22 protein-coding genes are annotated in these 24,743 nt (G+C 70.9%); 10 read left to right on the forward strand and 12 right to left on the reverse strand.

Annotation, left to right across the window (positions count from 1 at the left end; genetic code table 11):
* Positions 1 to 8: 8 nt before the first annotated feature.
* Both AB0B50_RS36180 and AB0B50_RS36185 read right to left on the reverse strand, forming a co-directional pair.
* Positions 9 to 1,100, reverse strand: a complete 1,092-nt coding sequence (locus tag AB0B50_RS36180; RefSeq protein ID WP_362340063.1) for a branched-chain amino acid aminotransferase — start codon at positions 1,098 to 1,100, stop codon at positions 9 to 11.
* A 267-nt stretch (positions 1,101 to 1,367) separates the two neighbouring features.
* Positions 1,368 to 2,417, reverse strand: a complete 1,050-nt coding sequence (locus AB0B50_RS36185) for a 3-isopropylmalate dehydrogenase (RefSeq protein ID WP_362340064.1) — start codon at positions 2,415 to 2,417, stop codon at positions 1,368 to 1,370.
* A gap of 163 nt (positions 2,418 to 2,580) precedes the next feature.
* On the opposite strand from AB0B50_RS36185, the gene AB0B50_RS36190 reads away from it, so the two are divergent.
* Positions 2,581 to 4,173: a metallophosphoesterase family protein gene (locus AB0B50_RS36190; RefSeq protein ID WP_362340065.1), complete on the forward strand. Its 1,593-nt coding sequence runs from the start codon at positions 2,581 to 2,583 to the stop codon at positions 4,171 to 4,173.
* A gap of 29 nt (positions 4,174 to 4,202) precedes the next feature.
* Here AB0B50_RS36190 and AB0B50_RS36195 read toward each other — a convergent pair whose 3' ends face one another.
* Both AB0B50_RS36195 and AB0B50_RS36200 read right to left on the reverse strand, forming a co-directional pair.
* Positions 4,203 to 4,331 (reverse strand): hypothetical protein, encoded by a 129-nt coding sequence (locus AB0B50_RS36195; protein ID WP_362340066.1) that lies wholly within the window; start codon positions 4,329 to 4,331, stop codon positions 4,203 to 4,205.
* 208 nt (positions 4,332 to 4,539) lie between these two features.
* Positions 4,540 to 5,460, reverse strand: a complete 921-nt coding sequence (locus AB0B50_RS36200; protein WP_362340091.1) for a LysR family transcriptional regulator — start codon at positions 5,458 to 5,460, stop codon at positions 4,540 to 4,542.
* Positions 5,461 to 5,579: 119 nt separating this feature from the next.
* Here AB0B50_RS36200 and AB0B50_RS36205 point away from each other — a divergent pair, with 119 nt between their 5' ends.
* Positions 5,580 to 6,590, forward strand: coding sequence for an NADP-dependent oxidoreductase (locus tag AB0B50_RS36205; protein ID WP_362340067.1), 1,011 nt, complete (start codon positions 5,580 to 5,582; stop codon positions 6,588 to 6,590).
* A gap of 14 nt (positions 6,591 to 6,604) precedes the next feature.
* Here the strand turns inward: AB0B50_RS36205 and AB0B50_RS36210 are convergent, their stop codons facing one another.
* From AB0B50_RS36210 to AB0B50_RS36225, 4 genes are all read right to left on the reverse strand, one after another.
* A complete protein-coding gene (locus tag AB0B50_RS36210) occupies positions 6,605 to 8,659 on the reverse strand; it encodes a tetratricopeptide repeat protein (RefSeq protein WP_362340068.1) in 2,055 nt (684 codons plus the stop codon).
* Positions 8,660 to 8,785: 126 nt separating this feature from the next.
* Entirely contained in the window at positions 8,786 to 9,730 is a 945-nt protein-coding gene (locus AB0B50_RS36215; RefSeq protein WP_362340069.1) for a PP2C family protein-serine/threonine phosphatase, read from the reverse strand.
* Between the two features lie 257 nt (positions 9,731 to 9,987).
* The gene (locus AB0B50_RS36220) at positions 9,988 to 10,791 is read right to left on the reverse strand and encodes an SDR family oxidoreductase (RefSeq protein WP_362340070.1); all 804 of its coding nucleotides are present in this window, start codon (positions 10,789 to 10,791) and stop codon (positions 9,988 to 9,990) included.
* 238 nt (positions 10,792 to 11,029) lie between these two features.
* On the reverse strand, positions 11,030 to 11,557 hold the full coding sequence (locus AB0B50_RS36225; protein WP_362340071.1) for a GNAT family N-acetyltransferase: 528 nt from the start codon (positions 11,555 to 11,557) through the stop codon (positions 11,030 to 11,032).
* 76 nt (positions 11,558 to 11,633) lie between these two features.
* Between AB0B50_RS36225 and AB0B50_RS36230 the strand changes: the two genes are divergently transcribed.
* The 4 genes from AB0B50_RS36230 (at position 11,634) to AB0B50_RS36245 (ending at position 15,110) form a co-directional block, all read left to right on the forward strand.
* A complete protein-coding gene (locus AB0B50_RS36230; RefSeq protein ID WP_362340072.1) occupies positions 11,634 to 12,233 on the forward strand; it encodes a CDP-alcohol phosphatidyltransferase family protein in 600 nt (199 codons plus the stop codon).
* Entirely contained in the window at positions 12,230 to 13,093 is an 864-nt protein-coding gene (locus AB0B50_RS36235; RefSeq protein ID WP_362340073.1) for a phosphatidate cytidylyltransferase, read from the forward strand. The genes AB0B50_RS36230 and AB0B50_RS36235 overlap by 4 nt, the downstream gene beginning before the upstream one ends.
* 71 nt (positions 13,094 to 13,164) lie before the next feature.
* Positions 13,165 to 14,316: a lysophospholipid acyltransferase family protein gene (locus AB0B50_RS36240; protein WP_362340074.1), complete on the forward strand. Its 1,152-nt coding sequence runs from the start codon at positions 13,165 to 13,167 to the stop codon at positions 14,314 to 14,316.
* Positions 14,317 to 14,396: 80 nt separating this feature from the next.
* On the forward strand, positions 14,397 to 15,110 hold the full coding sequence (locus AB0B50_RS36245) for a nitroreductase family protein (protein ID WP_362340075.1): 714 nt from the start codon (positions 14,397 to 14,399) through the stop codon (positions 15,108 to 15,110).
* Here AB0B50_RS36245 and AB0B50_RS36250 read toward each other — a convergent pair.
* Positions 15,089 to 16,216: an alkene reductase gene (locus tag AB0B50_RS36250; protein ID WP_362340076.1), complete on the reverse strand. Its 1,128-nt coding sequence runs from the start codon at positions 16,214 to 16,216 to the stop codon at positions 15,089 to 15,091. The genes AB0B50_RS36245 and AB0B50_RS36250 overlap by 22 nt on opposite strands.
* Before the next feature lie 81 nt (positions 16,217 to 16,297).
* On the opposite strand from AB0B50_RS36250, the gene AB0B50_RS36255 reads away from it, so the two are divergent.
* Both AB0B50_RS36255 and bla read left to right on the forward strand, forming a co-directional pair.
* The gene (locus AB0B50_RS36255) at positions 16,298 to 16,678 is read left to right on the forward strand and encodes a MerR family transcriptional regulator (RefSeq protein WP_362340077.1); all 381 of its coding nucleotides are present in this window, start codon (positions 16,298 to 16,300) and stop codon (positions 16,676 to 16,678) included.
* A 23-nt stretch (positions 16,679 to 16,701) separates the two neighbouring features.
* Complete coding sequence (gene bla / locus AB0B50_RS36260; protein WP_362340078.1) at positions 16,702 to 17,592, forward strand: class A beta-lactamase; 891 nt, start codon at positions 16,702 to 16,704, stop codon at positions 17,590 to 17,592.
* A gap of 101 nt (positions 17,593 to 17,693) precedes the next feature.
* Here bla and pruA read toward each other — a convergent pair whose 3' ends face one another.
* Positions 17,694 to 19,325, reverse strand: coding sequence for an L-glutamate gamma-semialdehyde dehydrogenase (pruA, locus tag AB0B50_RS36265; RefSeq protein ID WP_362340079.1), 1,632 nt, complete (start codon positions 19,323 to 19,325; stop codon positions 17,694 to 17,696).
* Between the two features lie 53 nt (positions 19,326 to 19,378).
* Complete coding sequence (locus tag AB0B50_RS36270) at positions 19,379 to 20,305, reverse strand: proline dehydrogenase family protein (protein WP_362340080.1); 927 nt, start codon at positions 20,303 to 20,305, stop codon at positions 19,379 to 19,381.
* 202 nt (positions 20,306 to 20,507) lie between these two features.
* On the opposite strand from AB0B50_RS36270, the gene AB0B50_RS36275 reads away from it, so the two are divergent.
* Both AB0B50_RS36275 and AB0B50_RS36280 read left to right on the forward strand, forming a co-directional pair.
* Positions 20,508 to 21,707 (forward strand): helix-turn-helix domain-containing protein, encoded by a 1,200-nt coding sequence (locus AB0B50_RS36275; protein WP_362340081.1) that lies wholly within the window; start codon positions 20,508 to 20,510, stop codon positions 21,705 to 21,707.
* Between the two features lie 137 nt (positions 21,708 to 21,844).
* Positions 21,845 to 22,222 carry a hypothetical protein gene (locus AB0B50_RS36280; RefSeq protein ID WP_362340082.1) on the forward strand — a complete coding sequence of 126 codons (378 nt, stop codon included), beginning with the start codon at positions 21,845 to 21,847 and terminating at the stop codon, positions 22,220 to 22,222.
* Between the two features lie 22 nt (positions 22,223 to 22,244).
* Here the strand turns inward: AB0B50_RS36280 and dnaE are convergent.
* Positions 22,245 to 24,743, reverse strand: a 2,499-nt coding sequence (gene dnaE / locus AB0B50_RS36285; RefSeq protein WP_362340083.1) for a DNA polymerase III subunit alpha, incomplete at its 5' end; no start/stop codon positions are given.

Consider the following 24,743-nt stretch of genomic DNA (forward strand, 5'->3'; position numbering starts at 1 on the left):
ACCGGCCCTCAGCCGAGATCGTGCATCCAGCCGTGCTGGTCCTTCGCCGTGCCCCGCTGGATGTCCAGGAGGGCCTCACGCAGCTTCATCGTGACCTCGCCCGGCTCGCCGGCGCTCTGCTGCCACTCGCCCGCGTTGCACTTGACCGTGCCGACCGGCGTGATGACCGCGGCGGTGCCGCAGGCGAAGACCTCGGTCAGGGTGCCGTTCTCGGAGTCGCGCTGCCACTGCTCGATGGAGACGCGGCCCTCCTCCGACTCGTACCCGAGGTCGCGCGCGACGGCCAGGAGCGAGTCACGGGTGACGCCCTCCAGGATGGAGCCGGTGAGCGTGGGGGTGACGATCTTGTTTCCGTACACGAAGTACAGGTTCATGCCGCCGAGTTCCTCGACCCACTTGTGCTCGACCGCGTCGAGGTAGGCGACCTGGTCGCAGCCCTTCGCGGCGGCCTCGGCCTGCGCGAGCAGCGACGCGGCGTAGTTGCCGCCGGTCTTGGCGTCGCCCATGCCGCCGGGGACGGCGCGCACCCGGTCCTCGGAGAGCCAGATCGAGACGGGCTTCACGCCACCGGGGAAGTACGCGCCGGCGGGCGAGGCGATGACGACGAAGAGGTATTCGTTGGCGGGCTTCACGCCCAGGCCGACCTCGGTCGCGATCATGAACGGGCGCAGGTACAGGGACTCCTCGCCGCCGTGCGCGGGGACCCAGTCCTTGTCCTGCTCGACCAGCAGGTCGCACGCCTCGATGAACGTCTCGACGGGCAGCTCCGGCATGGCAAGACGGCGCGCGGAGGCCTGGAAGCGGCGGGCGTTGGCGTCGGGGCGGAAGGTGGCCACCGTGCCGTCGGGCTGGCGGTAGGCCTTCAGGCCCTCGAAGATCTCCTGGGCGTAGTGCAGGACGTTCGTCGCCGGGTCGAGGGCGAGCGGGCCGTACGGCACGAGCTGACCGTCGTGCCAGCCGCGGCCTTCCGTCCACTTGATCGTCACCATGTGGTCGGTGAAGTGGCGGCCGAACCCGGGATTGGCCAGGATCGCCTCGCGCTCGGCGGTGGCCAGCGGCGTCGAGGAGGGCTTGAGCTCGATGGTCGGCGTCGTCGTCATGAGTACTTCGTCCTTCACGTGTGATGGTGACGGACCGCGCTCACGCCCGTTCGTCCGGCACCGGTCCGGTACTGGTCCGGTACTAGGACGTCCGAGCTTCCCTGTTTTTCACGGCCCCACGTTCGATTATCGCTCCTGGGGTCCCGAGGAAGAAACGGCATGAATGCGGCCCGGGAGTCGATGGTGGCACCCGGGGACCGCAAACGAGAAGCCGCCGGGTGTCTTGCGGGACCCGGCGGCTTGTGTCCGTACGTACGAGCGACCGGGTCAGCCCGCTACTCGTACGGCGAGCGCGTCGCCGATCTGCTCGGTGCTGCGCACGGTGTCGCCGCGCTCGGCCAGGTCCGCGGAGACGGCCTCCTCGATGCGGGCGGCCTCGGCCTCGTACCCGAGGTGGCGCAGCAGGAGGGCGACGGACAGGACGGTGGCCGACGGGTCGGCCTTGCCCTGGCCCGCGATGTCCGGCGCCGAGCCGTGCACCGGCTCGAACATGGACGGGAACTCGCGGCTCGGGTTGATGTTGCCGGAGGCCGCGACGCCGATGCCGCCGGAGACGGCCGCGGCGAGGTCGGTGATGATGTCGCCGAAGAGGTTGTCGGTGACGATCACGTCGAAGCGGCCGGGGTCGGTGACGAGGTAGATCGTCGCGGCGTCGACGTGGATGTAGTCGGTGGTGACCTCGGGGAACTCCTTGGACACCTTGTTGAAGACGTTCGTCCAGAGGTGACCCGCGTACGCGAGGACGTTGTTCTTGTGGACCAGCGTCAGCTTCTTGCGCGGGCGGGCCTGGGCGCGGGCGAACGCGTCGCGGACCACGCGCTCCACACCGAAGGCCGTGTTCACGGAGACCTCGGTGGCCACCTCGTGCGGGGTGCCGGTGCGGATCGAGCCGCCGTTGCCCGTGTAGGGGCCCTCGGTTCCTTCGCGTACGACGACGAAGTCGATCTCGGGCTGGCCCTTGAGAGGGGTCGCGACGCCCGGAAGCAGCTTCGAGGGCCGCAGGTTGACGTGGTGGTCGAAGAGGAAGCGGAGCTTCAGCAGGAAGCCGCGCTCCAGGACGCCGGACGGGACCGAGGGGTCGCCGATCGCGCCGAGGAGGATCGCGTCGTGCTGCTTGAGGACCTCGACGTCGGCGTCGGTGAGGGTCTCACCGGTGGCGTGGTACCGCTTCGCGCCGAAGTCGAACTCCTTCGTCTCCAGCTTCACGTCCTGCGGGAGCACGGCATTGAGGACCTTGAGCCCCTGGGCCACGACCTCTTGGCCGATGCCGTCTCCGGGGATGACTGCGAGATTGAGGATGCGAGAGCTTGCCGACATGGCTGCACCCTACTCTCCGTCCCACGGGATGACACGGGGTGTCCGACATGCGGACACCCCGGGTCGCCCCGTGCGCACACCATCGCGCACGCCATCACTTGGACACCCTCTCTTCACCTCGGGGCCTGGCGGGAGTTGGGATCCGCTGGGAAGTTCGGTGGACATGGACACTCCCGATGTCGGCATCCCGGAGCGGCTCGCGAACCGGATGAGCATGCCCGAGCAGCACGAGTACCTGCGCAGGAAGTTCTCCCGCCGCAAGGTGCTCGCCAGTTCGTTCGCGACGGCCGGGGCGGTGGGCGGGGTGAGCCTGCTCGCCGGCAGTTCGGGCACCGCGAGCGGCGAGGGCGCTTCGGCGGCGCACCCCCTGGCCGCGCCGCCCGCACCGGTCCGGGTCGACGGCAAGCTGGTCGCGCCCTTCGGGCGGCATCTCGCCTTCGGCGCCGACCCCAAGACGCAGATGCGGATCTCCTGGCAGGTGCCGTTCGCGGTCAAGTCCCCTTATGTACGGGTGGGGTTGAAGCCCTGGGAGCTGAGCCGGAAGATCGAGGCGGAGGTGCGCGACCTGCACACCCCCGCGCTGTCGAAGAAGCTCCCCGCGGTCGAGCAGTACTACCTGCACGCGGCCCTCGACGGCCTGGAGCCGGGCACGACGTACTACTACGGCGTCGGCCACGACGGCTTCGACCCTGCGTCCGCCGAGCGGATGGCGACGATCGGGTCGTTCAGGACCGCGCCCGCGAGGCCGGAGACGTTCGTCTTCACGGCCTTCGGCGACCAAGGCGTCAGCCATCACGCGCTCGCCAACGACCAGGTGATCCTGGGCCAGAACCCGTCCTTCCATCTGCACGCCGGTGACATCTGCTACGCGGACAGCACCGGGCACGGCAAGGAGTCGGACACCTACGACGCGCGCGTGTGGGACACCTTCCTCGCGCAGACGGAGTCGGTCGCGAAGTCGGTGCCGTGGATGGTGACGACCGGCAACCACGACATGGAGGCGTGGTACTCGCCGAACGGCTACGGCGGTCAGTCCGCACGCTGGTCGCTGCCCGAGAACGGCTTCGACCCGGCGAAGGCGCCGGGCGTCTACTCGTTCCGGTACGGGAACGTCGGTGTCGTCGCGCTCGACGCCAACGACGTCTCGTACGAGATACCCGCCAACAAGGGCTACACGGACGGGAAGCAGACCGCCTGGCTCGACCGGCGGCTGCGCGAACTGCGGGCGGACGAGGACATCGACTTCGTCGTCGTCTTCTTCCACCACTGCGTGTACTCGACGTCGACACACGCCTCCGACGGCGGGGTGCGCGACGCGTGGCTTGAGCTGTTCACCAGGCACCAGGTGGACCTGGTCGTCAACGGCCACAACCACGTGTACGAGCGGACGGACGCCGTCAAGGGCGGCGAGGTCGGCAAGCCCGTGCCGGTCGGCGCGTCGACCGATCCGACGCGCGACGGCATCGTGTACGTCACCGCGGGCGGCGCGGGCAAGGACCTCTACGGCTTCGGTCCGGGGGTCGAGGACAGTTACGAGGGCAACGTCCACGACCGCGACCACATCGTGAGCTTCCACTGGACGAAGTCGCGGGTGCCCGCCCCGGACACCGTCGAGTGGTCACGGGTGCGGTACACCGGCTTCTCGTTCCTCGCGGTGGAGGTGACGGTCGGCGCGCACCCGAAGATGACGGTCTCCGCGCTCGCCGAGAGCGGCGAGCGCATCGACCACTTCGAAGTCGTACGCGGGACTCGGTGACCTGTCGGGGCTCAGTGACCTGCTGGGGCTCAGTGCCCCGTTTCGCCGCCGTTGTCCCTGCGGTCGAGGGCTCGCTGGAGGGCCGCGGCGGCGTTCTTGCGCTCGGCGTCGCTCGTGCGGGAGATGTGACGGACTCGGCGGGCGGTCGTCTCGGCCATGGGAGATCCACTCCTTGAGGGAAGAGCGTGCATTCGAGACGCCGGAAAGGGCGGGGAGCGGCGGAGCCGCAGGGTTCGCCTGCGTGGGGCTCCGGCTCACGACCGCCATTCGCTTGATCGAGCGAGACGTTCGGCTCCTACAAAGCTAAGGGAGGACGGAGCGTCTGTCTCCACAATTACTCGGACTTCCTACTATCTGAGACGGGCTTCACCCGCGCACCGCTCTCAGCTCGCGGATCAGCGCCCGCACGACAAGGGAAGAGGCCAGCTCAGGGGTGGTGACATAGCCGACGGAGCGCTTCGGGCGCTCCGTTCCGAGATCAGTGATCTCCACGGTGTCCGGTGCTCCGGTCAGGGAGAGGGCGGGCATGATCGCCATCCCGTGACCATTGCCCACCATCGAGAGCACCGCTCCGTCGTCCTCGGTCAGGACGGTCGCCCTGGGGATCCAGTCCTGCCGGTGCCACCAGTCCCTGGTGTACGAGCCGCAGTTCTCGTGCCAGTCCACCAGGGGCAGCGACCGCGGGTCGGGGTGCCCCACCGGGTGCACCAGCGAGTAGGGCTCTTCGAGGAGTACGTCGCCGATGAGCCCGGCGGGCACCGGCGAGGTCCCGCCGATCGTCGCGATGCCCACGTCGGCGCGGCCCTCGGCGACCTCGCCCGCCGTGCCCGCGCCGATCTCGCGCACCACGCGGACCTCCGGCTCGATGCCGGGATGGCGCGCGGTGAGCCGGTCGAGGGCGGCAGGGAGCAGGTGCAGGGCCGCGCTGCGGAAGGCGGCGATGCACAGCGGGCCCGCGACCTCGCCGCTCTCGGCGCCGCGGGCCTCCGCCACGAGGGTGTCCAGGAGCCGCAGCACGCGCCGGGCGTGGGCGGCAGCGGCGGCGCCCGCGGGGGTCGGCGTCGCGCCCTTGCGGCCCCTCTCGAAGAGGACGGCGCCTATCTTGCGCTCGGTGCCGCGGATCGAGTGGGAGACGGCGGACTGGGTGAGCCCGAGCGCCCGCGCCGCCGCGGTGAAGCCGCGCTCGCCATCGACGGCGACGAGAATGCGGAGCTCGTGCGGGGCGAGGTCGGCGGGGAGCGAGGCCGTGGCGACGGACGTGGCGACGGACTCGCGCGGAGGGCTCACCTGTTTCACGGACGCGCTCAGGGGGCTCACCTGCTTCTATGAGAGGCCCTCATGGGTCGGGCCGTTCCATGAGCGCAACCCTCTCCCCCGGCCGCGCATTCCTTCCTACTGTCACCGCCATGAACAGCGACGCCACCGCACTCACCGTCCACCAGACCGCCCGCCCCCACGGCTTCCCGACCGCCGACCACTTCGCCTTCGTCGAGTCGGCGGTGCCCGAGCCCGCGCCGGGCACCGCCCTCGTCGAGAACCTCTACTGGTCCGTCGACCCCTACCACCGCGAAATGATGGACGGCGACTTCGCGCTGCACGCCCCCTTGGAGGGCCGCACGCTGGGCCGCGTCGTCGCGTCCCGCACCCCCGCCCTCGCCGAGGGCGAGATCGTCTTCCACCGCCAGGGCTGGCGCACGCACACAGTGGTCACCCCCGAAGAGGCCCGCCCCGTCCCCCGCTTCGAGGGCGTACCGCTCTCCGCGCACCTGAGCATCCTCGGCGGCACCGGCCTGACCGCGTACGTGGGCCTGACCCGCGTCGCCGAACTCCGCGAGGGGCAGGACCTGTTCGTCTCCGCCGCGGCCGGCGGCGTCGGCACGGCGACCGGGCGGCTCGCGCGCCTCATGGGCGCCGGACGGCTCGTCGGCAGCGCGGGCACGGCGGCGAAGGCGGCGTACCTGACCGAACACATCGGCTACGACGAGGTCTTCGACTACCACGCGGGCCCCACGGCCGACCTCCTCGCGAAGGCGGCGCCCGACGGGATCGACGTCTACATGGACAACGTCGGCGGCGAGCACCTGGAGGCGGCGATCTCCAGCTTGCGCGAGTACGGGCGGATCGTACGGATCGGCACCCTCGCCCAGTACAACGCCACGGGCGCGCCGTACGCGCTGCGCAACCTGCCCGACATCGTCGAGAAGAGCCTGCGGATGGAGGGCTTCCTCGTGAGCAACCACCGTGATGTGCAGGAGGAGTTGTACGAGTTCGTGGTGCCGCACCTGCAGAGCGGGCGGGTCGGGCTCGACGAGACGGTGGTGGAGGGGTTCGACCACATCGTGGACGCGTTCCTGGGGATGCTGCGGGGCGAGAACCGGGGCAAGATGATCGTCCGCGCGAGCGGCGCGGGGAGCTAGCGGGGTTCTGGCGGTCAACGGGTCCGCAGCGGCTCGTGCGCCTCCTCCAGGACCGAGGCGACCACGTCGTCCAGGCCGAGGCTCATGCCCCGCGCGAACGCCGCCTCGTACCCCCGGTCGCCGAGACCCTCGCGGGCGAGGCCGACGGCCGTGTCGTGCGGTGCGTTGAAGTAGGCGGAGCCGAAGAGGGGCAGACCCACCCGGTCCCAGATCCGCCGGGCCGCGCCCTGCAGCACGGCGGCCTGCTCGCAGTGGCCTCCCGACGCTCGCAGCAGGGCGATGACCTCGACGGGCAGCACGACCCCGACGAGGTCACGGAACTCGTAGTTGATCTCCAGGCACTCTCGGGCCAGCCGCGCCGCCTCCTCGCCCCGGCCCGCGGCCCAGGCGGCGAAGGCCAGGACATAGAGGGCGTAGGCCTTGGCCCAGCGCTCGCCGTGCGCCTCGCAGGTGGCCCGGGCCTCCCGGCAGATGCGGACGGCCGCTTCCAGGTCGCCCTGGAACGCGAGCGCCATGGCCAGCTCGATGCGGGCCATCATGACGTTGCTGTTGAGTTCGCCGAGGTCGGCGTAGCTGGTCAGGGAGGCCTTGAAGTACCGCTCCGCGCTGGTGTGTTCGTCACGCACCAGCGCGGCGCAGCCCAGGCGGTGGGTGGAGTACGCGTACGCCGTGTCGTCGTCGATGCGCAGGGCTCCGGACCGGCAGTCGGTGAGCATGGCCGCCGCGGCCCGCGTGTCTCCCTGGAGGATGGCGACGTAGCCGCCCACCCAGAGCGCCTTGAGCCGTTCGCGGCTGAGGTCGGGGGCCGCGGCGAGAGCGCGGTCGAGCCAGTAGCGGCCGTCGCCGAGGAGGCCGCAGCCGACCCAGTAGAACCAGAGCGTCCCGGCGAGGCGTGCTCCGGCCCGCTCCTGGCCCGGCATCGCGAGGGCGAAGTCGAGTGCGGCGAAGAGCTGTCCGTGCTCGCGCCGCGTGGCGTGGAAGACGTCGGCCTGGCCGGGCCCGAACCAGGACGCCTCGCCCCGCTCGGCGAAGTCCTGGCACCAGGCGAGGTGGCGGACGCGTCCGGGCAGCTCCTCGCCGAGCCGTCGCAGCCATTCGGCGCCGTAGTCGCGGACGGTGTCGAGTTGCCGGAGGCGTTCGCCGCCGACGCCGTGTTCCCGTACGAGCAGGGATTTGTCGGCGAGACCGGTGAGCAGGCGGTCGATCCCCGCGCGGTCGAGGACGTCGTCGGCGCACACCTCCTTCGCGGCCTCGCGGGTGAAACTCCCCGCGAAGACGGAGAGGCGGGCCCAGAGCAATCGCTCGGGCGGCGGGCAGAGTTCGTGGCTCCAACCGATGGTCGTCCGCAGCGTGCTGTGCCGGCTGGTGTGTCCCGGCTCGTCGAGGACGAGCCGGAAGCGGTCGTCGAGGACGGCCAGGAGCTCCTCGGGCGATTCGCTCCGCAGGCGCCCGGCGGCGAGTTCGATGGCGAGCGGGATGCCGTCGAGGCGGCCGCAGATTCGTTCCACCGTCGGCCTGTTGTGGGCGGTGAGCGCGAACCCGGGGCGGACCTCACGGGCCCGCTGCGCGAAGAGCTGCACCGCGTCGGCCGTGACGGGCATCGGCTCGACGGCGAGGAGTTGTTCGCCCGGAATGCCGAGGGGCTGCCGGCTGGTGGCGAGGAGGTGCAGCCGGGGTGCCGCCCCCAGCAGCAGCACGGCGAGTTCCTCGCAGGCCTCGACGAGGTGTTCGCAGGTGTCGAGAACGAGCAGCAGGTGTTTGTCGGCGAGGTGCTCGGCCAGCACCTCGCGCTGCGGCCGGGTCGTGTGATCGGTGGCGCGCAGAGCCGTGGCGACCGCGTGCACCAGCAGCTCGCCGTCCTGGAGTCCGGACAGCTCGACGAACCAGGCGCCGTCGGCGAATCCGTCCCCCACGTCGGTGGCGGCACGCAGGGCGATGCGGGTCTTCCCGATCCCGCCGAGCCCGGTCACGGTCACCGCCCGGGAGCGGGTGCACAGCTGTCGCAGCTCGGAGAGTTCATGGCGGCGGCCGATGAAGGGGGTGTTCTCCGGAGGCAGGTGATCGACCACGGTTCGCCTCGTCTCGCGCGGTGCGGAACACTTCTCAAACACTTCTGGAACACTTCTGACGCCGATCCGTTCGCATTCGGATCGAAAGATCCGAGAACGGATCAGAAAGGGTGAGCGGAGTGACGGCTATCGTATCCGCCGCGCACCGCTCGTCGACTTCCTGTCAGCGCGGTGGATCAAATTCCCGCCCTGCGACCGGACTTGACCGTCGCTTGCTCGAATATCTCCGTAATCGACCAGCAAGAGGGCGGCATCGTCTTTCAGATTCCCTTTCGCATGGCGCATCAGGTCGGCGGAGAGGGCGTCGAGGAACGCTCCGGGGTCCTCGGCATAGAGGGACACGGTCCGCTCCGCGAGGGGGTAGAACTCCCCCTTGCCGTCCCGTGCCTCGGTGACGCCGTCGGTGTAGAGCAACAGCCGGTCGCCCGCGCTCAGCGGCACCGCGCTCGACCGGCACCACTCGTCCTGGAGCCCGAACAGACCGAGCGGCGGGGACGGCGGCAGGGCGTCCGCGAAGGTGGCGCGGCGCCCACGGATCAGCAGGGGCGGCGGGTGGCCGCAGCAGACCAGTTCGGCACTGCTTTCGCCGTCCGCGAGACCGAAGAGCAGCGCGGTGACGAAGCCCTCGCCGCTCCCTCTGCGTGCCAGGGCCGCGTCCATGCGCTGAGCCACCATCGACAACCGGGCCTCGCACTGGACCAGTTCACGGAAAGCGCCGAGGGTGTCCATGGCGGTGCCGACCGCGGGCATGCCCTTGCCCATGACGTCCCCCACGAGCAGGCGCACCCCGAACGGTGTGCTGACGACGTCGTAGATGTCTCCGCCGACCTGGGCACCGGGCTGGGCGGCCAGATAGCGGACCTCCGTGCGCAGCCCGCCGACCCGACTGGGGAGCGGCCGCAGCATCCCTTCCTGCAGGGTCTGCGTCAGGGTCCGCAGGGAGTCGAGCGCGCCGGCCTGGCGCCGCAGCTTCACCGTGGCCACGCCGATCACGAGGGTCAGCAGTACGCAGCAGAGAACACTCACACCACCACCGGTGAGTTCCGAGGAGAACCTGAGGGGCATGTCCATGGAAGCCGCTCCCGCATGCGGCATGGGGCACCGAACGTTTTCCTGGGAAGTCATCATCACTGTGCCGACCCTGCCGTCTCTGCCGACCCTGTTCGCCAGAATTTCGACTCTGCATTCCGAGTATTCCGAGTATTCCGACTCTTTTCCGCCAGAGGCACCTTCGGGATTTTAGAGCACGACACAACGGCGTACAGGGGTCTTTGACATATCCGTCGCGCACGGGACCCTCAAAGGCGCTCCATCCGGCGGGACTTCCCTCACATGCCCATGCCGCCGTCGACCGGAAGCCCCGCGCCGGTGATGAACCGGGCGGCGTCGGAGGCGAGGAAGACCACCGCGTCGGCCATGTCGGCCACCTCGCCGAGCCGCCCGAGCGGGGTCAGGCCGATGACGTCCCCCACGGCGGCCTCCGCGCTCGGCCACAGGCCCAGGGTCGCCATGTCCTGGGCGACGCGGGCTCCCATCTCCGTGGGGACCAGGCCCGGATAGACGCAGTTGACCCGCACGCCGTAGCCCAGCTTGCCGGACTCCAGGGCGGCCACCCGGGTCAGCCGGTCGACCGCGGACTTCGTCGCGGAGTAGCCCGCGATCCCGGGGAAGGGGATCGTCGCGGCCACCGACGAGACGTTGACGACCGCGCCGCCCCGGCCGTCCGCGCCGCCGGGACGCATCACCCGGAAGGCGTGCTTGGTGCCGAGCGCGACGCCCAGCACATTGACGTCGAGCATCCTGCGGAGATCGCTCGGGTCGAGGTCGGCGACCAGGCCGGAGATCTCGACGCCGGCGTTGTTGACGACGACGTCCAGTCCGCCCAGCTCGTCCACGGCGCGGGCGCAGGCCGACTCCCAGCTCGCCTCGTCGGTCACGTCGAGCGGAACGAACCGGGCCGTACCGCCCGCCTTCTGCAACGCCTCGGCGACCGCGCGGCCCGCCTCCTCCTTGACGTCGCCGATGACGACGGCGGCGCCCGCGCGGACGAGCGCCTCGGCCATCCCCTCCCCGAGCCCTTGCGCTCCCCCCGTCACCAGCGCCTTGCGCCCCGTCAGGTCGTACACGTTCATGGGGACTCCTTCTGCGGTCGGCCACTGTGACGCGCTCCGCGCCCCCGCACGAGGTCGCCGGGTCGCGTGACGCGGGCCACACCCTAGAAGGCCCCGTCGACCACCGGCCGCAGTCGCCGGGACAACTCACCCCGGGCAAACAGGAGTTGCTAAGGTGCTGGTGTCTGCGGCCAGTCGTCACCGGGCGGCAGGACCGGCCTGGTGGGGCGCTCGCGTCGCGCTCCGGGAAGCCGCGGCGTCACAGGATGTCCCCGTCGCGCCAATCGAAGAGCAGCTCGTACGAGGGGTCGAGGTCCGCGCCCCACAGGAGCGGCGGGTCCTCCTCCGGCATGTGGATCACGCCGGTGGGACCGAGCGTGCCGACCGCACCCTTCCACTCCACCCAGCCGCGCCCCAGGTACATCCGCTCGCCCTCGGCCGACGCCGACAGCGCGCCGAGGTCGTACGCCCCGTCGACGACCCGCTCCAGCGCGCCCATCACGCGCCCGCCGATGCCCTGCCGTTGGCGGTCGGGACGGACGGCGACCGCTTCGACGTAACCGACGCGCAGGGAACGGCCGTTGTGCAGGACGCGGCGCTGCACCACGGAACCGTGCGCGAGCAGGGTGCCCGCGGTGTCGTGGACGAGGGCGTGGACGCCGCCGAGGCCGTGGTCCCAGTCCTTGTCGCTGAAGTCGCCGTCGAAGGCCTCGTCCAGGAGGGTGCGGGCGGCGCGCAGTTCGGCCGCCGTCAGAGCGCTGGTGTGGGCCGTACGCAGGGTGTTCACGGACCTACCGTACTCAGCCGCGATCTGAGTACGCACACCGATTTGCCCGCGGCCGCCCGGCGGCAGAGTCGGTCCCATGAACGGCCTCTACGCTCTCAAGCCCTGGTACGCGGACAAGTTGTCCGGCCTGCGTGCCGCGCTGGTCCGTCGCGAGGTGTCGCCCGACACCCTCACGGCGACCGGCGTGGTGTGCGCGGCGGGCGCTGCCGCCGCCCTCGGCCTGCTGCCCTTCGGGGTGTCCGCGCCGCTGGTCGCGGTGCTGCTCGCCGCGCGCCTGGCGTTCGCGAACCTCGACGGGGCGCTCGCCCGTGACACCGGCCGTACGACGCGCAGGGGCGCGCTCCTCAACGAACTGGGCGACCGCGCGGCCGACTTGATCGTCCTCGCGGGCTTCCTGCCGCTGGCCCCGCTGTGGCTGGTGGCAACGGCGGGGCTCGCGGCGACGCTGCCGTCCTGGGTGTCGCTCGCGGGCGCGGCGGCGGGCGCCGGGCGTCTGAACGGCGGGCCTGTCGGCAAGACGGAGCGCTGCGCGCTGGTCGTGGTGGCGGCCGCTTCCGGGTGGGTCGTGCCGGTGCTCGCGGTGATCGCGGCGGGTTCCGCGGTCACCGCGGGCCTGCGCCTCGCGCGTCTGTGGCGGGAACTGGGCACCGCGTCCGCCATCGGTGAAACGCGATGACCGCGGTGTTCGTCGCCGGGGAGGTCGCGGGGCGTGCCGTGCCCGTGGTCGCCGGGGTGCTCGGCGCGGGCGGGGTCGCGGTGGCGGCGCTGCCCTCCCGGGTACGGATGCGGGCCGAGCTGCGCAAGCGGTGGCGGACCTGGGCGCTGGCCGCGCCGCTGTTCCTCGGGGCGTTCTTCGTGGGGCGTGCGGGGGCGTTCGCGCTCGCGGCGGGGCTCGGTGTGGTCGCGGTCGGCGAGTACGCGCGGATGGCGGCGCTGCCCCGGGGCGAGCGCGCGGTGCTCGGCGGCGCGGCGGTGGCTGTGCCCGGCCTCGCGTGGGCGGCTCCGGGCGCCCTCGATCTGCGGGCGGCCGGGGCCCTGTTGATCGCCGCGGCGGCGGTGGCGCTGTTCTCCGGAGATGCCTCGCAGGGCTTCACGCGCGCGTGCCGCACGGTCTTCGGCCTCCTGTGGATACCCATCTCGCTGAGCGGCCTCGTCCTGCTCGGCGAGACGGCGGTGGCGGTCGGCGTCGCGGTGGCGTTCGGGGACGTGGGCGCGTGGTGCGGCGGCACGGCGCTCGGCCGCAAGGGGCCGCTGTCCCGCGCGCTGTCCCCGCTGTCGCCGAACAAGACATGGGCGGGTGTCGCGGGAGCCGCCGCGGCGACGGCCGCCGCGCTGGCCGCGGTCGGCGCGTTCTCCCTCGCCCTGTGGGGGACGGTGCTCGTCGGCTGTGTCCTCGGTGACCTCCTGGAGTCGATGGTCAAGCGTGAGGCGGGCGTGAAGGACGCGGGGAGCTGGCTGCCGGGGTTCGGCGGCCTGCTCGACCGGATCGATTCGTTGCTGGTGGCGCTGTTGCTGACGATGGTGGTGACGTGGTGAGAGCGGTGGGTCTTCGGTCAACAGATCCAGCCCGTCCGGCGTCCGAGGACCGGGGTCCCGGGCGGAGCCCCGTGTCAGCGGCCCTCCGTCGTGCTCTCTGGTGGACCCTGCTCACCCTCACCGGAGGTGTGACCCGGCGCGGCCGCCTGCCGCGAGGCGGCTGCGTGGTCGTGGCCAACCACTCCTCCCACGCGGACACCGCGGCCCTGCTCGCCGCCATCGACGCCCGGCACGCCCCCGCGATCGGCGCGGCCGCCGACTACTGGTTCGCCTCGCCGTGGCGCAGGCGGATCTGCAGCCGTCTGGCCGCGGGCTTCCCCGTGCGCCGCACCGGCGGCGGCATGGACGACCTGCTGTCCAGGGCGGACGGCCTGCGCGCGGGCCGTGCCGTGGTCCTGTTCCCCGAGGGCACCCGTGCGCGGGACGGCGAGCTGGGGTCCTTCCACCGCGGCGCCCTCGTGCTCGCCGAGCACGCGCGCGTGCCGGTGGTGCCGGTCGCCATCGCGGGCACGGACCGGCTGCTGCCCAAGCACGGACGGCTCCGCCCCGCCCTGGTGCGGGTCGCCATCGGCGAGCCGCTGCCCGCGTCGGTCACGCCGGACGAGGCCCGCGACGCGGTGGCGGCACTGCATCTGCGTACGACGTCCGAGCCGCTCGCCGACTCCGCCGTGCGCAAGCGTTTCGCCGCGGTCGCGGGCTCCCGGCTCGGCCTCGCGCTCGGCTTCGCGTGGGCGTGCGCGGAGGCGCTGAGCTGGCCGCTGATGCCGGAGCTGTTCCTCGCGATCGCGTGCGTCGCGGTGCCGCGGCAGGCCCTGAAGCTGTCGCTCGCGGCGCTCGCCGGCAGCCTGGCGGGAGGTCTGCTCGCCCTTCAACTGGCGGCTTCGGGCGTGCAGTTGCCGCAGCCGCTGACCACGGACCGAATGCGGGCGGAGGTGCGCCACGAGCTGTCGGTCGAGTCGGCGGCGGCCGTGCGCCACCAGCCGTGGAACGGCATCCCGTTCAAGGTGTACGCACGGGAGGCGGGCCGCGCCGACGTCGCCGCGCCCGACTGGCTGGCCCACTCGGCGCTCTCCCGCGGCTCACGCACCCTCACGGTGGGGCTCGCCTTCGGCGTCTTCGGCTTCCTCGCGCACCGGATGCGGCGGTTCTACGGGCCGTACCTGCTGCTGCTCGGCACCGGCTTCGCCGCCGGGCTCTCGCTCATCGTGGCGGGGTGGAGCTGACCGGGCCGTTCCGGCCGACGGGGGTCCGGAATTGGTCTGCACCATGGCGCGGGCACGGCATCGCGCCGCAGAATCTGACCATGCCTGAGAACCAGCAGCAGCAGCAGCGAGAGTGGACCCCCATCCACGGTGAGCCCTACCGCTCCGTCCCCTACCGCCCGGAGCGCATGCCCGAGGCCGAATCCCTCGCGCACGCAGCCGAGTTGAGGACGCGGATGGACGAGCGGCGCACGGTGCGGCAGTTCGCGCCGGACCCCGTGCCCACGCAGGTCGTGCGGGACGCCATCGCGTGCGCGGCGACCGCGCCGTCCGGAGCGCACCAGCAGCCGTGGACGTTCGTCCTCGTCCAGGACCCCGAGGTACGCCGCCGCATCCGCGAGGCCGCCGAGCACGAGGAGCGGATCTCCTACGACGGACGGCTCGGCGAGGAGTGGCTCGCCGCCCTGCGCCCGCTCGGCACGGACGAGGTGAAGACGCATCTGACGGACGCGCCCGCGCTGATCGTCGTCTTCCAGCAGCGCTACTGGCTGGGCGAGGACGGCACCAAGCACAAGCACTACTACGTGGACGAGTCGGTCGGCATCGCGGTGGGGATGCTGCTGTCCGCGCTGCACCTGTCGGGCCTGGCCGCGCTGATCCACACGCCGAGCCCCATGCGGTTCCTGTCCCAGGTGCTCGGCAGGCCGGAGAACGAGAAGGCGTTCGCGGTGATCCCCGTGGGCTATCCGGCCGCTGACTGCCAGGTCCCCGACCTCGTACGGAAATCGCTGGATCAGGTCCTCGTGGAGGTCTGAGCGGCCTGGGCGGACACCAGCAGACTGTCCAGGGACGGGTAGTCGGTGTATCCCCGCGCACCGTGGGTGTAGAGGTGCGCCGCATCGATGTCCTGGAGGGGCGCACCGGCCGCGAACCGCTCGGGCAGGTCGGGATTGGAGATGAACGCCCGCCCGTACGAGACGAGGTCGGCGCGGCCGGACGCGAGGACGGCCTCGCCGGCCTCGCGCGTCGTCGGGTCGCCGTTCTCGCCGACGTTGCCGATGAGCAGGCCGTGCCAGTGGGGGCGCAGGTCGGCGAGGGCGGGGTAGGCGTCGTTGTCGGTGAGGTGGAGGTAGGCGAGGCCGAGTCCGTCGATCTCGTCGAGCAGCGCGCGGTAGACGGGGCCGGGGTCGGCCTCGAACATGCCGAACTGCGGGTTGCCGGGCGACAGCCGAAGGCCGAGCCGCCGGGCGCCGATGGCGTCGGCGACGGCGCGCACGACCTCGACGGCGAAGCGGATGCGGTCGGCGACCGAGCCTCTGCCGTACGCGTCGTCGCGCAGGTTGGTGTTGTCGGCGAGGAACTGGTGGATCAAGTAGCTGTTGGCGCCGTGCAGTTCGACGCCGTCGAAGCCGGCCTCGATGGCGTTGCGGGCGGCGTCCACGAAGTCCTGGACCGCCGTGCGGATGTCGTCGAGGCTCATCTCGCGCGGGGCGACGTAATCGGGCTTGCTGCCGTCGGGGCCGTGCGCGTGCCCTGGCGGGGTCACGGCCGAGGGGGCGAGCGGCAGGTCGCCGTCGATGCGGGCCAGCGGGTGGCCGTTGCGGCCGCCGTGCATCAACTGCGCGTAGATACGGCCGCCTGCGGCGTGCACGGCGTCGGTCACGTGCCGCCAGCCCTCGATGTGCGCGGCGGTCTGCAGCCCGGGGAAGCGCCAGCCGCTCTGGCCCCGGCTGCTGGGCCAGATGCCCTCGGTGACGATGAGTCCGGCGCTCGCACGCTGGGCGTAGTGGTCGGCGACGACGGGCAGGGGGGTGCCGTCCTCGGCGGCGCGGGCACGGGTCATGGGGGCCATGACGATGCGGTTGGGGAGGCGGCCGAGGTGGCCTGCGGAATACGGGGCGAGAAGCGAGGTGTTCGTCATGCCGGAACGGTAGAAGCTGACACAGGTGTCAGATTCAAGTGCGAGTTCGAGCACAGGCACCACCACGAGGGAGCACGAGGCATGAGGATCGGCGAGCTGGCGAAGCGTACCGCTGTGAGCGAGCGGTCCCTGCGCTACTACGAGAAGCAGGGCCTGCTGCACGCGGAGCGCACCCCCGGCGGCCACCGCGACTACCCGGAGGCCGCGGTCGACCGGGTCGTCCACATCCAGGAGCTGTTCGCGGCGGGCCTGTGCAGCACGAAGATCTACCAGCTGCTGCCGTGCATGCGGGACAAGGACGGCGGCCCGTCCGAGACGGCGACGCCGTGGCTGGTGGACGAACTGGCCCGGGAGCGGGCCCGCATCGACCGCCAGGTGGAGGATCTGCTGCGGGCGCGGGAGGTCCTGGACGAAGTGATCACGGCGGCGTCCCGGAGCCCGCTGAGCCTCCCGTCCGCGTGATCGGTGCGGGTACGGTCGGGATCATGAACTCGACTCCCTCCCGCAGGACGCTCCTCGGCGCCGCTGCCGTGACGCCGTTACTCCTCTCGATGCCCGCCGCCGCGCACGCGGCGGAGGCCGCGCCCGGCATCCGGCGCCGGCTGCGCGAGCTCGAGGAGGACTACCCCGGGCGCATCGGGGTGCACGCCCTGCACACCGGCACCGGCGCCGCCGTCGGCTACCGCGCGCACGAACGCTTCGCCATCGCCTCCACGTTCAAGGTCCTGGCCGCCGGGGCGATCCTGCGCAGGGCGCGCGAGCAGGAGCCCGGACTGCTCGACGTACTCATCAGGTACGGGCGCGACGACCTCGTCGAGCACTCGCCGCGCACCGAGATGCACCTCGAAACCGGCATGACGGTACGGGAGTTGTGCGACGCGACCATCACGTACAGCGACAACGCGGCCGCGAATCTGCTGATGCGGCGCATCGGCGGCCCGTCCGGCATCACCGAGTTCGCGCGCTCGCTCGGCGACCCTCACACCCGCCTCGACCGGTGGGAGACCGACCTCAACACCAACATCCCCGGCGACCGGCGCGACACCACGACCCCCGCGGTCATGACCGAGAACCTGCGCAAGCTGATCGTCGGCGACGCCCTCCACCCGCTCGACCGCGGCCAGTTGACCCGGTGGCTCCTGGAGAACACCACCGGCGACAAGCGCATCAGGGCCGGTCTCCCCAAGGGCTGGCGGGTCGGTGACAAGACCGGATCGCCCGCCTACGGAGGGGTCAACGACGTCGCCGTGGCCTGGCCGCCGCAGCAGGCGCCGCTGGTCCTCTCCGTCTACACGACCCGCCTCGACCCGGATACGCCGGGCGAGGACCGGATCGCCGAGGACATCACCCGGATCGTCGTCGACGCCCTGACCTGAGGCAGGGAAGGACACGGCGGAAAAAGACACCGCCTCCGACCGGGGTGGGGCCCAGATCGGAGGCGGGGTTCAGGGAGGGCCGTGCGGCCCTGGGGTGGGCGTCAGCCCATGTGCGGGTAGCCGTACTCGGTCGGCGGGACCAGCGTCTCCTTGATGGCGCGGGTCAGCGTCCAGCGCTGCAGGTTCTGCGGGGCGCCCGCCTTGTCGTTGGTGCCGGAGGCACGGCCGCCGCCGAAGGGCTGCTGGCCGACGACGGCGCCGGTCGACTTGTCGTTGATGTAGAAGTTGCCCGCGGCGTAGCGGAGCTTCTCCATCGTGTACGCGGCCGCGGCGCGGTCGCCCGAGATGACCGAGCCCGTGAGCGCGTAGTCGGAGGCCGACTCCATCTGGGTCAGCATCTCCTCGTACTTGTCGTCCTCGTAGACGTGCACGGCAAGGAACGGGCCGAAGTACTCGGTCGTGAAGACCTCGTTCTCCGGGTCGGTGCACTCGACGACGGTCGGGCGCACGAAGTAGCCCTCGGAGTCGTCGTAGGTGCCACCGGCGACGATCGTGCAGGACGCGTCCGACTTCGCGCGGTCGATGGCCGCCTTGTTCTTGGCGAACGCGCGCTCGTCGATGACGGCGCCGATGAAGTTCGACAGGTCGGTGACGTCACCCATCTTGATGCCGTCGACCTCGGCCGCGAACTCCTCCTTGAAGCCGGAGTTCCAGATGGAGGCCGGGATGTACGCGCGCGAGGTGGCGGAGCACTTCTGGCCCTGGAACTCGAAGGCGCCGCGGGTCAGCGCGGTCTTCAGGACGGCGCGGTCGGCGCTGGGGTGCGCGACGACGAAGTCCTTGCCGCCCGTCTCGCCGACCAGACGCGGGTACGTGCGGTACGTGGAGATGTTCTCGCCGACCGTCTTCCACAGGTGCTGGAAGGTCGCGGTCGAGCCGGTGAAGTGGATGCCGGCCAGGTCGCGGTGGTTGAGGGCGACCTCGGAGACCGCGATGCCGTCGCCGGTGACGAGGTTGATGACGCCCTTGGGCAGACCCGCCTCCTCCAGGAGCTGCATGAGCAGCACGGCGGCGTGCGTCTGCGTCGGGGACGGCTTCCACACGACCACGTTGCCCATCAGGGCCGGGGCGGTGGGCAGGTTGCCCGCGATGGCCGTGAAGTTGAACGGCGTGATCGCGTAGACGAAGCCCTCGAGCGGGCGGTGGTCCAGGCGGTTCCAGACACCGGTGGAGTTCGCCGGGGGCTGCTCGGCGAGCAGGTCACGGGCGTACTTCACGTTGAAGCGCCAGAAGTCGACGAGCTCACAGGGGGTGTCGATCTCGGCCTGCTGGGCGGTCTTCGACTGGCCGAGCATCGTGGAGGCGGCCAGCGTCTCGCGCCACGTCGTGGAGAGCAGCTCGGCGGCGCGCAGGATGATCGCGGCGCGGTCGTCGAAGGACATCGCGCGCCACGCCGGGGCGGCGGCCAGGGCGGCGTCGATCGCGTCCTGGGCGTCCTGCTGCGTGGCGCCGCGGCCGGTGCCGATGACGGCCTTGTGGTTGTGCGGCTGCACGACCTGGAAGGGCTCGCCGCCACCGAGGCGCTTGACGCCACCGATGGTCATCGGCAGCTCGATGGGGTTCTCGGCGAGCTCCTTGAGCTTGGCCTCGAGGCGGGCGCGCTCCGGGGAGCCGGGGGCGTAACCGTGTACCGGCTCGTTGACCGGGGCGGGGACCTGGGTCACAGCGTCCATGAGTTCCGTATCTCCTTAAGAGGGTCGAGGGGGTTGGGAGCTCAGCCCTTGGTTCAGTCCTTGGTGAGGATGGAGCGGGCGAAGAAGAGCAGGTTGGCGGGCTTCTCGGCGAGACGGCGCATGAAATAGCCGTACCAGTCGGTGCCGTAGGCGGTGTAGACGCGCATCCGGTGGCCCTCGGCCGCGAGCCGCAGGTGCTCGTCGCTGCGGATGCCGTACAGCATCTGGAATTCGTACTCGTCCAGTTTGCGCCCCGCGCGCCGCGCGAGCTCCTGCGCGATGGAGATCAGGCGCGGGTCGTGGGACCCGATCATCGGGTACCCCTCGCCTTCCATGAGGATGCGCAGGATCCGGACGTACGCCTTGTCGATCTCGGCCTTGTCCTGGAAGGCGACCTCGGCGGGCTCCTTGTAGGCGCCCTTCACGATGCGCACGCGGCTGCCGTTCTCGGCCAGGCGCCGGGCGTCGGCCTCGGTGCGGAAGAGGTAGGCCTGGATGACGCAGCCGGTCTGCGGGAAGTCCTTCCGCAGCTCCTCGTGGATGGCGAACATCGAGTCGAGGGTGGTGTGGTCCTCGGCGTCCAGGGTGACCGTGGTGCCGATGGCGGCGGCGGCCTCGACGACGGGGCGCACGTTGGCGAGGGCGAGCTCGTGGCCGTTCTCCAGCGCCTGGCCGAACATCGACAGCTTCACGGACATCTCGGCCTTGGTGCCGAGGCCGAGGTCCTTCAGACGCTCGATGAGCTCCAGGTACGCGTCGCGGGCGGCGTGGGACTGCTCGACGGTGGTGATGTCCTCACCGACCACGTCGAGGGTGACCTCCAGGCCCTTGTCGGCGGCGTCGACGATGATCGGCACGACCTGGTCGACGGTCTCGCCGGCGATGAACCGGGCGACGACCTGCTTGGTGCCGGGGGCCGCCGAGACGAAACGGCGCATCTTGTCGCTGCGTGACGCGGCGAGGATCACGGGACCCAGCACGGGGCACCTCCACGGGAGAACGAAATCGGGTGCCCTACCGACATAGCCCTACATACGGGTAATGCGGCGGTACGGCACGGAGAACCACCGTGAAATTTAAGGATCCCTCCGATCCTGAGCCATCGACAGCTGTCACGCATCCGTGCCCTGGATCTCAGACAGATGTCTGAGGAAGGGGGCGAACTGCGCCACAATGGTCGTCGTGAAGGGCGACTACCAAGAACTGGTCGATGAGATCTCGGCGCTGCTCGGCGCCCCCGCGACCCTGGAGAACCGGGATTTCGAGCTCATCGCCTTCGGCGCGCACGACGGCGGGGGCGACAGCGGCTTCGACGCGACGGTCCTCGACCCGGTCAGGACCCGCTCGATCCTGACCCGCCGCTCCACGGCCGAGGTCCGCGCCTGGTTCGAGAGCTTCGGCATCACCCGCGCCACGGCCCCGGTCCGCATCCCGCCCACGCCGGAGGCCGGCGTCTACCGCGGACGGATCTGCCTTCCCGTACGCCATCGGGGTTTCGCCCTCGGATACGTATGGCTCCTGGACGACGAGCCGGGGCCGAGCGACCAGCAGCTGACCGCCGCCATGGAGGTGGCCACGAGGATCGGCGCGCTCCTCGCCGACGAGGCACAGGCGGGCGCCGACCTGACCCGGGAGTTCCGCGCGGTCCTCACCGCGGAGCGGGGCTGGCAGCGCGACATGGCGGTGGCCGCCCTGCGCACGGCGCTCGGCCCCCGCGGCGAGGGCCTGCACGCGGTGGTGTGCCTGGCCCCGTGGCGTTCCCCAAGCTCTCGGCTTCGCTCGAGCAGGGGAGACCCCATTGCGGACCCGGACGACGCCCCCGCGGCCCGTACGGTGCCGGGCGCGGCGGCGGTGTGCACGGTGCCGTGGGGCACGACCGCGCAGTCGCTCGCGGCGCTGGTGCGGCTGCGCTCGGCGGACGCTCTCTCGCCCGCGCACACGGCGGCCTCGCGCCTCCTGGACTCGGCGCCGGGCGCCGCCGCGGGGATCGCCGGGGCGCGGCACGGCCTGGAGGACCTGGGCGCCGCCTGGTGGGAGGCGTCGGGCGCGGCCCGCGCGGCCCTCGCCGAGCGGCGCTTCGGCCCGGTCGCCCTGTGGTCGGACGTGGGCCCCTACCGCCTCCTGACCGCCCTGCCCCCGGAGGCCGCGCACGACCCGGTGGGCCAACAGCTCCTGGGCCCCACCCACCGCGAACTGGCTCGCACCGCCGAGGTGTTCCTGGACTGCGCGGGCCAGGCGGGCCGCACGGCCGCGGAGCTCGGCATCCACCGCCAGACGCTGTACTACCGCCTCTCGCGCGTGGAGCAGCTGACCGGTCTCGACCTGGACGAGGGCGAGGACCGGCTGCTGCTGCACATGGTGCTGAAGTCGTCACGGCTGTGATGGTCCTGAAGCCGTCACGGCTGTAATGGACATGCAACGGACGGCAACGGACAGCAACGGACGGCCAATTCGGTGATCTTGGGCCGCTACGTTTTCCCCGACCTTTTCACCACTCCACAGGGGAGAACGAACACCCGATGAAACTCAGGCTGTTGGGTCCCGCCGTCGCCGCCGTCGCGCTGGTCGGCACCACTCTCACCGCCGGCGTCGCCGCCGCGGACGCCCCCTCCGCGGCACCGCTCGCCGCGGCCGCCGCGAAGAAGCCCGACTGCACCAGGGGCCTCACCAACGTTCCCGCCAAGGAAACGGTGAAGCTGCGTACCCACCCGAAGCTGAACGCCACCGCCGTGGGCCAGTGGAACAAGAAGAAGAAGGGCTTCGTCTGCCACGACGGCAAGTCCTTCAAGGGCCAGAAGTACACGCTGTGCGGCAAGACGAGCACCGAGTGGCTGTACGGCATCCCGTACGGCAGCAACCGCCAGGGCTACGTCCCCCGGGCCTGCATCGACTGGTGACCGTCGGATCGACCGGTGACCGTCAGGCGGTGACCACCACCGCCGCCTTGAGGTCGGCCCAGAACGCGGGCCCCACCTCGATCCGGTACCCGAGGCGATAGACCGTCGTCCTCGCCCGCCCGCGCACCCGGAGCCGTACCTCGGTCGGCCCCGGGTGTGCGCGCAGCACCTCCTTCAGGCGCCGCACCGCGTCCGCCGTGACCTGTGCCCGGGGCAGATCGAGCTGGACGGGCGCGTTCGCGCCCACGCCGCTCAGGTCGGGGACCCGCATCTCCATGGCGACGAGCCGCGGCACGTCCTCACGCTTGTCGAGGCGCCCCTTGACGAACACCACGGCGTCCTCGACGAGTCGGTCGGCGACGAGCTGATACGTCGCCGGGAAGAACATGCAGTCCACGGACCCGGCGAGATCCTCCACGGTGGCGATCGCCCAGGCGTTGCCCTGCTTGGTCACCTTGCGCTGGAGCCCGGAGACGATGCCGCCGAGCGTGAGCACCGCGCCGTCACCGAGCTCGGCCAGCTGGGAGATCGCGGCGTCGGCCCCGGCGTCGAGCACGTACTCGATCCCGAAGAGCGGATGGTCGGAGACGTACAGGCCGAGCATCTCCCGCTCCTGGGCGAGCAGATACGTCTTCTCCCACTCGTCCTCGCCGAACTCCACGTCGAGCCCGAAGCCCGGCTCGGCCGACCCGCCCCGCTCTCCCCCACCGCCGTCCCCGAAGAGGTCGAACTGTCCCTCGGCCTCCTTCCGCTTGACCGCGACGACGTTGTCGATCATCGGCTCGTACCGCGCGGCGAGGCCCTTGCGCGTATGCCCCATCGTGTCGAACGCACCCGCCTTGATCAGCGACTCCGTGGTCCGCTTGTTGCAGGCGGCGGCCTCGACCTTCGCCAGGTAGTCGGGGAAGGAGGAGTAACGCCCCTTCGCCTTCCGGGACCGGATGACGGCCTCGACCACGTTCGTCCCGACGTTCCGCACGGCCGAGAGCCCGAACAGGATCACGTCGTCGCCCTGCGCGGCGAAGTTCGCCTCGGACTCGTTCACATCCGGCGGCAGGACCTTGATGCCCATGCGGCGGCACTCGTTGAGATAGACCGCCGACTTGTCCTTGTCGTCCCGCACCGAAGTCAGCACGGCCGCCATGTATTCGGCGGGGTGGTTCGCCTTCAGATAGGCGGTCCAGTACGAGACGAGCGCGTACGCGGCGGCATGCGCCTTGTTGAACGCATAGCCCGCGAACGGGACCAGAACGTCCCACACGGCTTGGACGGCCTCGTCGGAATACCCGCGCTCCCGGCACCCCTCCCGGAACGGAATGAACTCCTTGTCGAGGACTTCCTTCTTCTTCTTTCCCATTGCCCGCCGCAACAGGTCGGCCTGGCCCAGGCTGTATCCCGCGAGGATCTGCGCGGCCTTCTGCACCTGCTCCTGATAGACGACCAGCCCATAGGTGAGCCCGAGGACCTCCCTCAGCGGCTCCTCCAACTCCGCGTGAATCGGCGTGATCTCCTGCTGTCCCGTCTTGCGAAGCGCGTAGTTGGTATGGGAGTTCATGGCCATGGGGCCGGGCCGGTAGAGCGCGGTGACGGCCGTGATGTCCTCGAACTGGTCGGGTTTCATCAGCCGGAAGAGCGAGCGCATGGCGTTGCCGTCGAACTGGAAGACACCGAGCGTGTCACCGCGCCCGAGCAGTTCGAAGGTCCTCGCGTCGTCGAGCGGAATCCCCAACAGGTCGAGTTCTTCGCCCTTGTTGGACCGCACCATTTTCACGGCGTCGTCCATGATGGTCAGATTCCTGAGTCCCAGGAAGTCCATCTTGAGCAGGCCGAGCGACTCGCACTGGGGGTAGTCCCACTGCGTGATGGTCACGCCGTCGGTGTGGCGCACCCAGATCGGCGCGTGGTCGACGATCGGCTCGCTGGACATGATCACGCCGGCCGCGTGCACACCCATCTGCCGGACCAGACCCTCCACACCCTTGGCGGTGTCGATGACCTTCTTCACGTCCGGCTCGTTCTCGTACATCCCCCGGATCTCGCCCGCCTCGCCGTAGCGCGGGTGCTCGGGGTCGGTGATCCCCGCCAACTCGATCCCGGCGCCGCCCACATCGGCGGGCATGGCCTTGGTGAGACGGTCCCCCGTCGCGTACGGATATCCGAGCACCCGAGCCGCGTCCTTGATGGCGTTCTTCGCCTTGATCTTTCCGTACGTGCCGATCATGGCGACCTTGTCGGCCCCGTACTTCTCCGTCACATAACGGATCACCTCGACGCGCCTGCGCTCGTCGAAGTCGATGTCGACGTCCGGCATCGAGACCCGCTCCGGATTCAGGAACCGCTCGAAGATGAGCCCGTGTTCGATGGGGTCGAGGTCGGTGACGCCCATGGCGTACGAGACGAGAGAACCGGCGGCCGAACCGCGCCCCGGGCCGACCGCGATGCCGTTGTTCTTGGCCCACATGATGAAGTCGGCGACCACGAGGAAGTACCCCGGGAACCCCATCTGGATGATGATGTCCAT

The sequence above is a fragment of the Streptomyces sp. NPDC041068 genome (genome assembly GCF_040647455.1).
Taxonomy (GTDB): domain Bacteria; phylum Actinomycetota; class Actinomycetes; order Streptomycetales; family Streptomycetaceae; genus Streptomyces.

Excerpts from the sequence above, each read along its gene's own strand:
- AB0B50_RS36190 (WP_362340065.1), top strand. The coding sequence starts at position 2,581 with ATGGACACTCCCGATGTCGGCATCCCGGAGCGGCTCGCGAACCGGATG.
- AB0B50_RS36255 (WP_362340077.1), top strand. The coding sequence starts at position 16,298 with ATGAGGATCGGCGAGCTGGCGAAGCGTACCGCTGTGAGCGAGCGGTCC.
- AB0B50_RS36215 (WP_362340069.1), bottom strand. The coding sequence starts at position 9,730 with ATGGACATGCCCCTCAGGTTCTCCTCGGAACTCACCGGTGGTGGTGTG.
- pruA (WP_362340079.1), bottom strand. The coding sequence starts at position 19,325 with ATGGACGCTGTGACCCAGGTCCCCGCCCCGGTCAACGAGCCGGTACAC.
- AB0B50_RS36280 (WP_362340082.1), top strand. The coding sequence starts at position 21,845 with ATGAAACTCAGGCTGTTGGGTCCCGCCGTCGCCGCCGTCGCGCTGGTC.
- AB0B50_RS36195 (WP_362340066.1), bottom strand. The coding sequence starts at position 4,331 with ATGGCCGAGACGACCGCCCGCCGAGTCCGTCACATCTCCCGCACGAGC.
- AB0B50_RS36220 (WP_362340070.1), bottom strand. The coding sequence starts at position 10,791 with ATGAACGTGTACGACCTGACGGGGCGCAAGGCGCTGGTGACGGGGGGA.
- AB0B50_RS36205 (WP_362340067.1), top strand. The coding sequence starts at position 5,580 with ATGAACAGCGACGCCACCGCACTCACCGTCCACCAGACCGCCCGCCCC.
- bla (WP_362340078.1), top strand. The coding sequence starts at position 16,702 with ATGAACTCGACTCCCTCCCGCAGGACGCTCCTCGGCGCCGCTGCCGTG.
- AB0B50_RS36230 (WP_362340072.1), top strand. The coding sequence starts at position 11,634 with ATGAACGGCCTCTACGCTCTCAAGCCCTGGTACGCGGACAAGTTGTCC.
- AB0B50_RS36185 (WP_362340064.1), bottom strand. The coding sequence starts at position 2,417 with ATGTCGGCAAGCTCTCGCATCCTCAATCTCGCAGTCATCCCCGGAGAC.
- AB0B50_RS36250 (WP_362340076.1), bottom strand. The coding sequence starts at position 16,216 with ATGACGAACACCTCGCTTCTCGCCCCGTATTCCGCAGGCCACCTCGGC.
- AB0B50_RS36245 (WP_362340075.1), top strand. The coding sequence starts at position 14,397 with ATGCCTGAGAACCAGCAGCAGCAGCAGCGAGAGTGGACCCCCATCCAC.
- AB0B50_RS36235 (WP_362340073.1), top strand. The coding sequence starts at position 12,230 with ATGACCGCGGTGTTCGTCGCCGGGGAGGTCGCGGGGCGTGCCGTGCCC.
- AB0B50_RS36180 (WP_362340063.1), bottom strand. The coding sequence starts at position 1,100 with ATGACGACGACGCCGACCATCGAGCTCAAGCCCTCCTCGACGCCGCTG.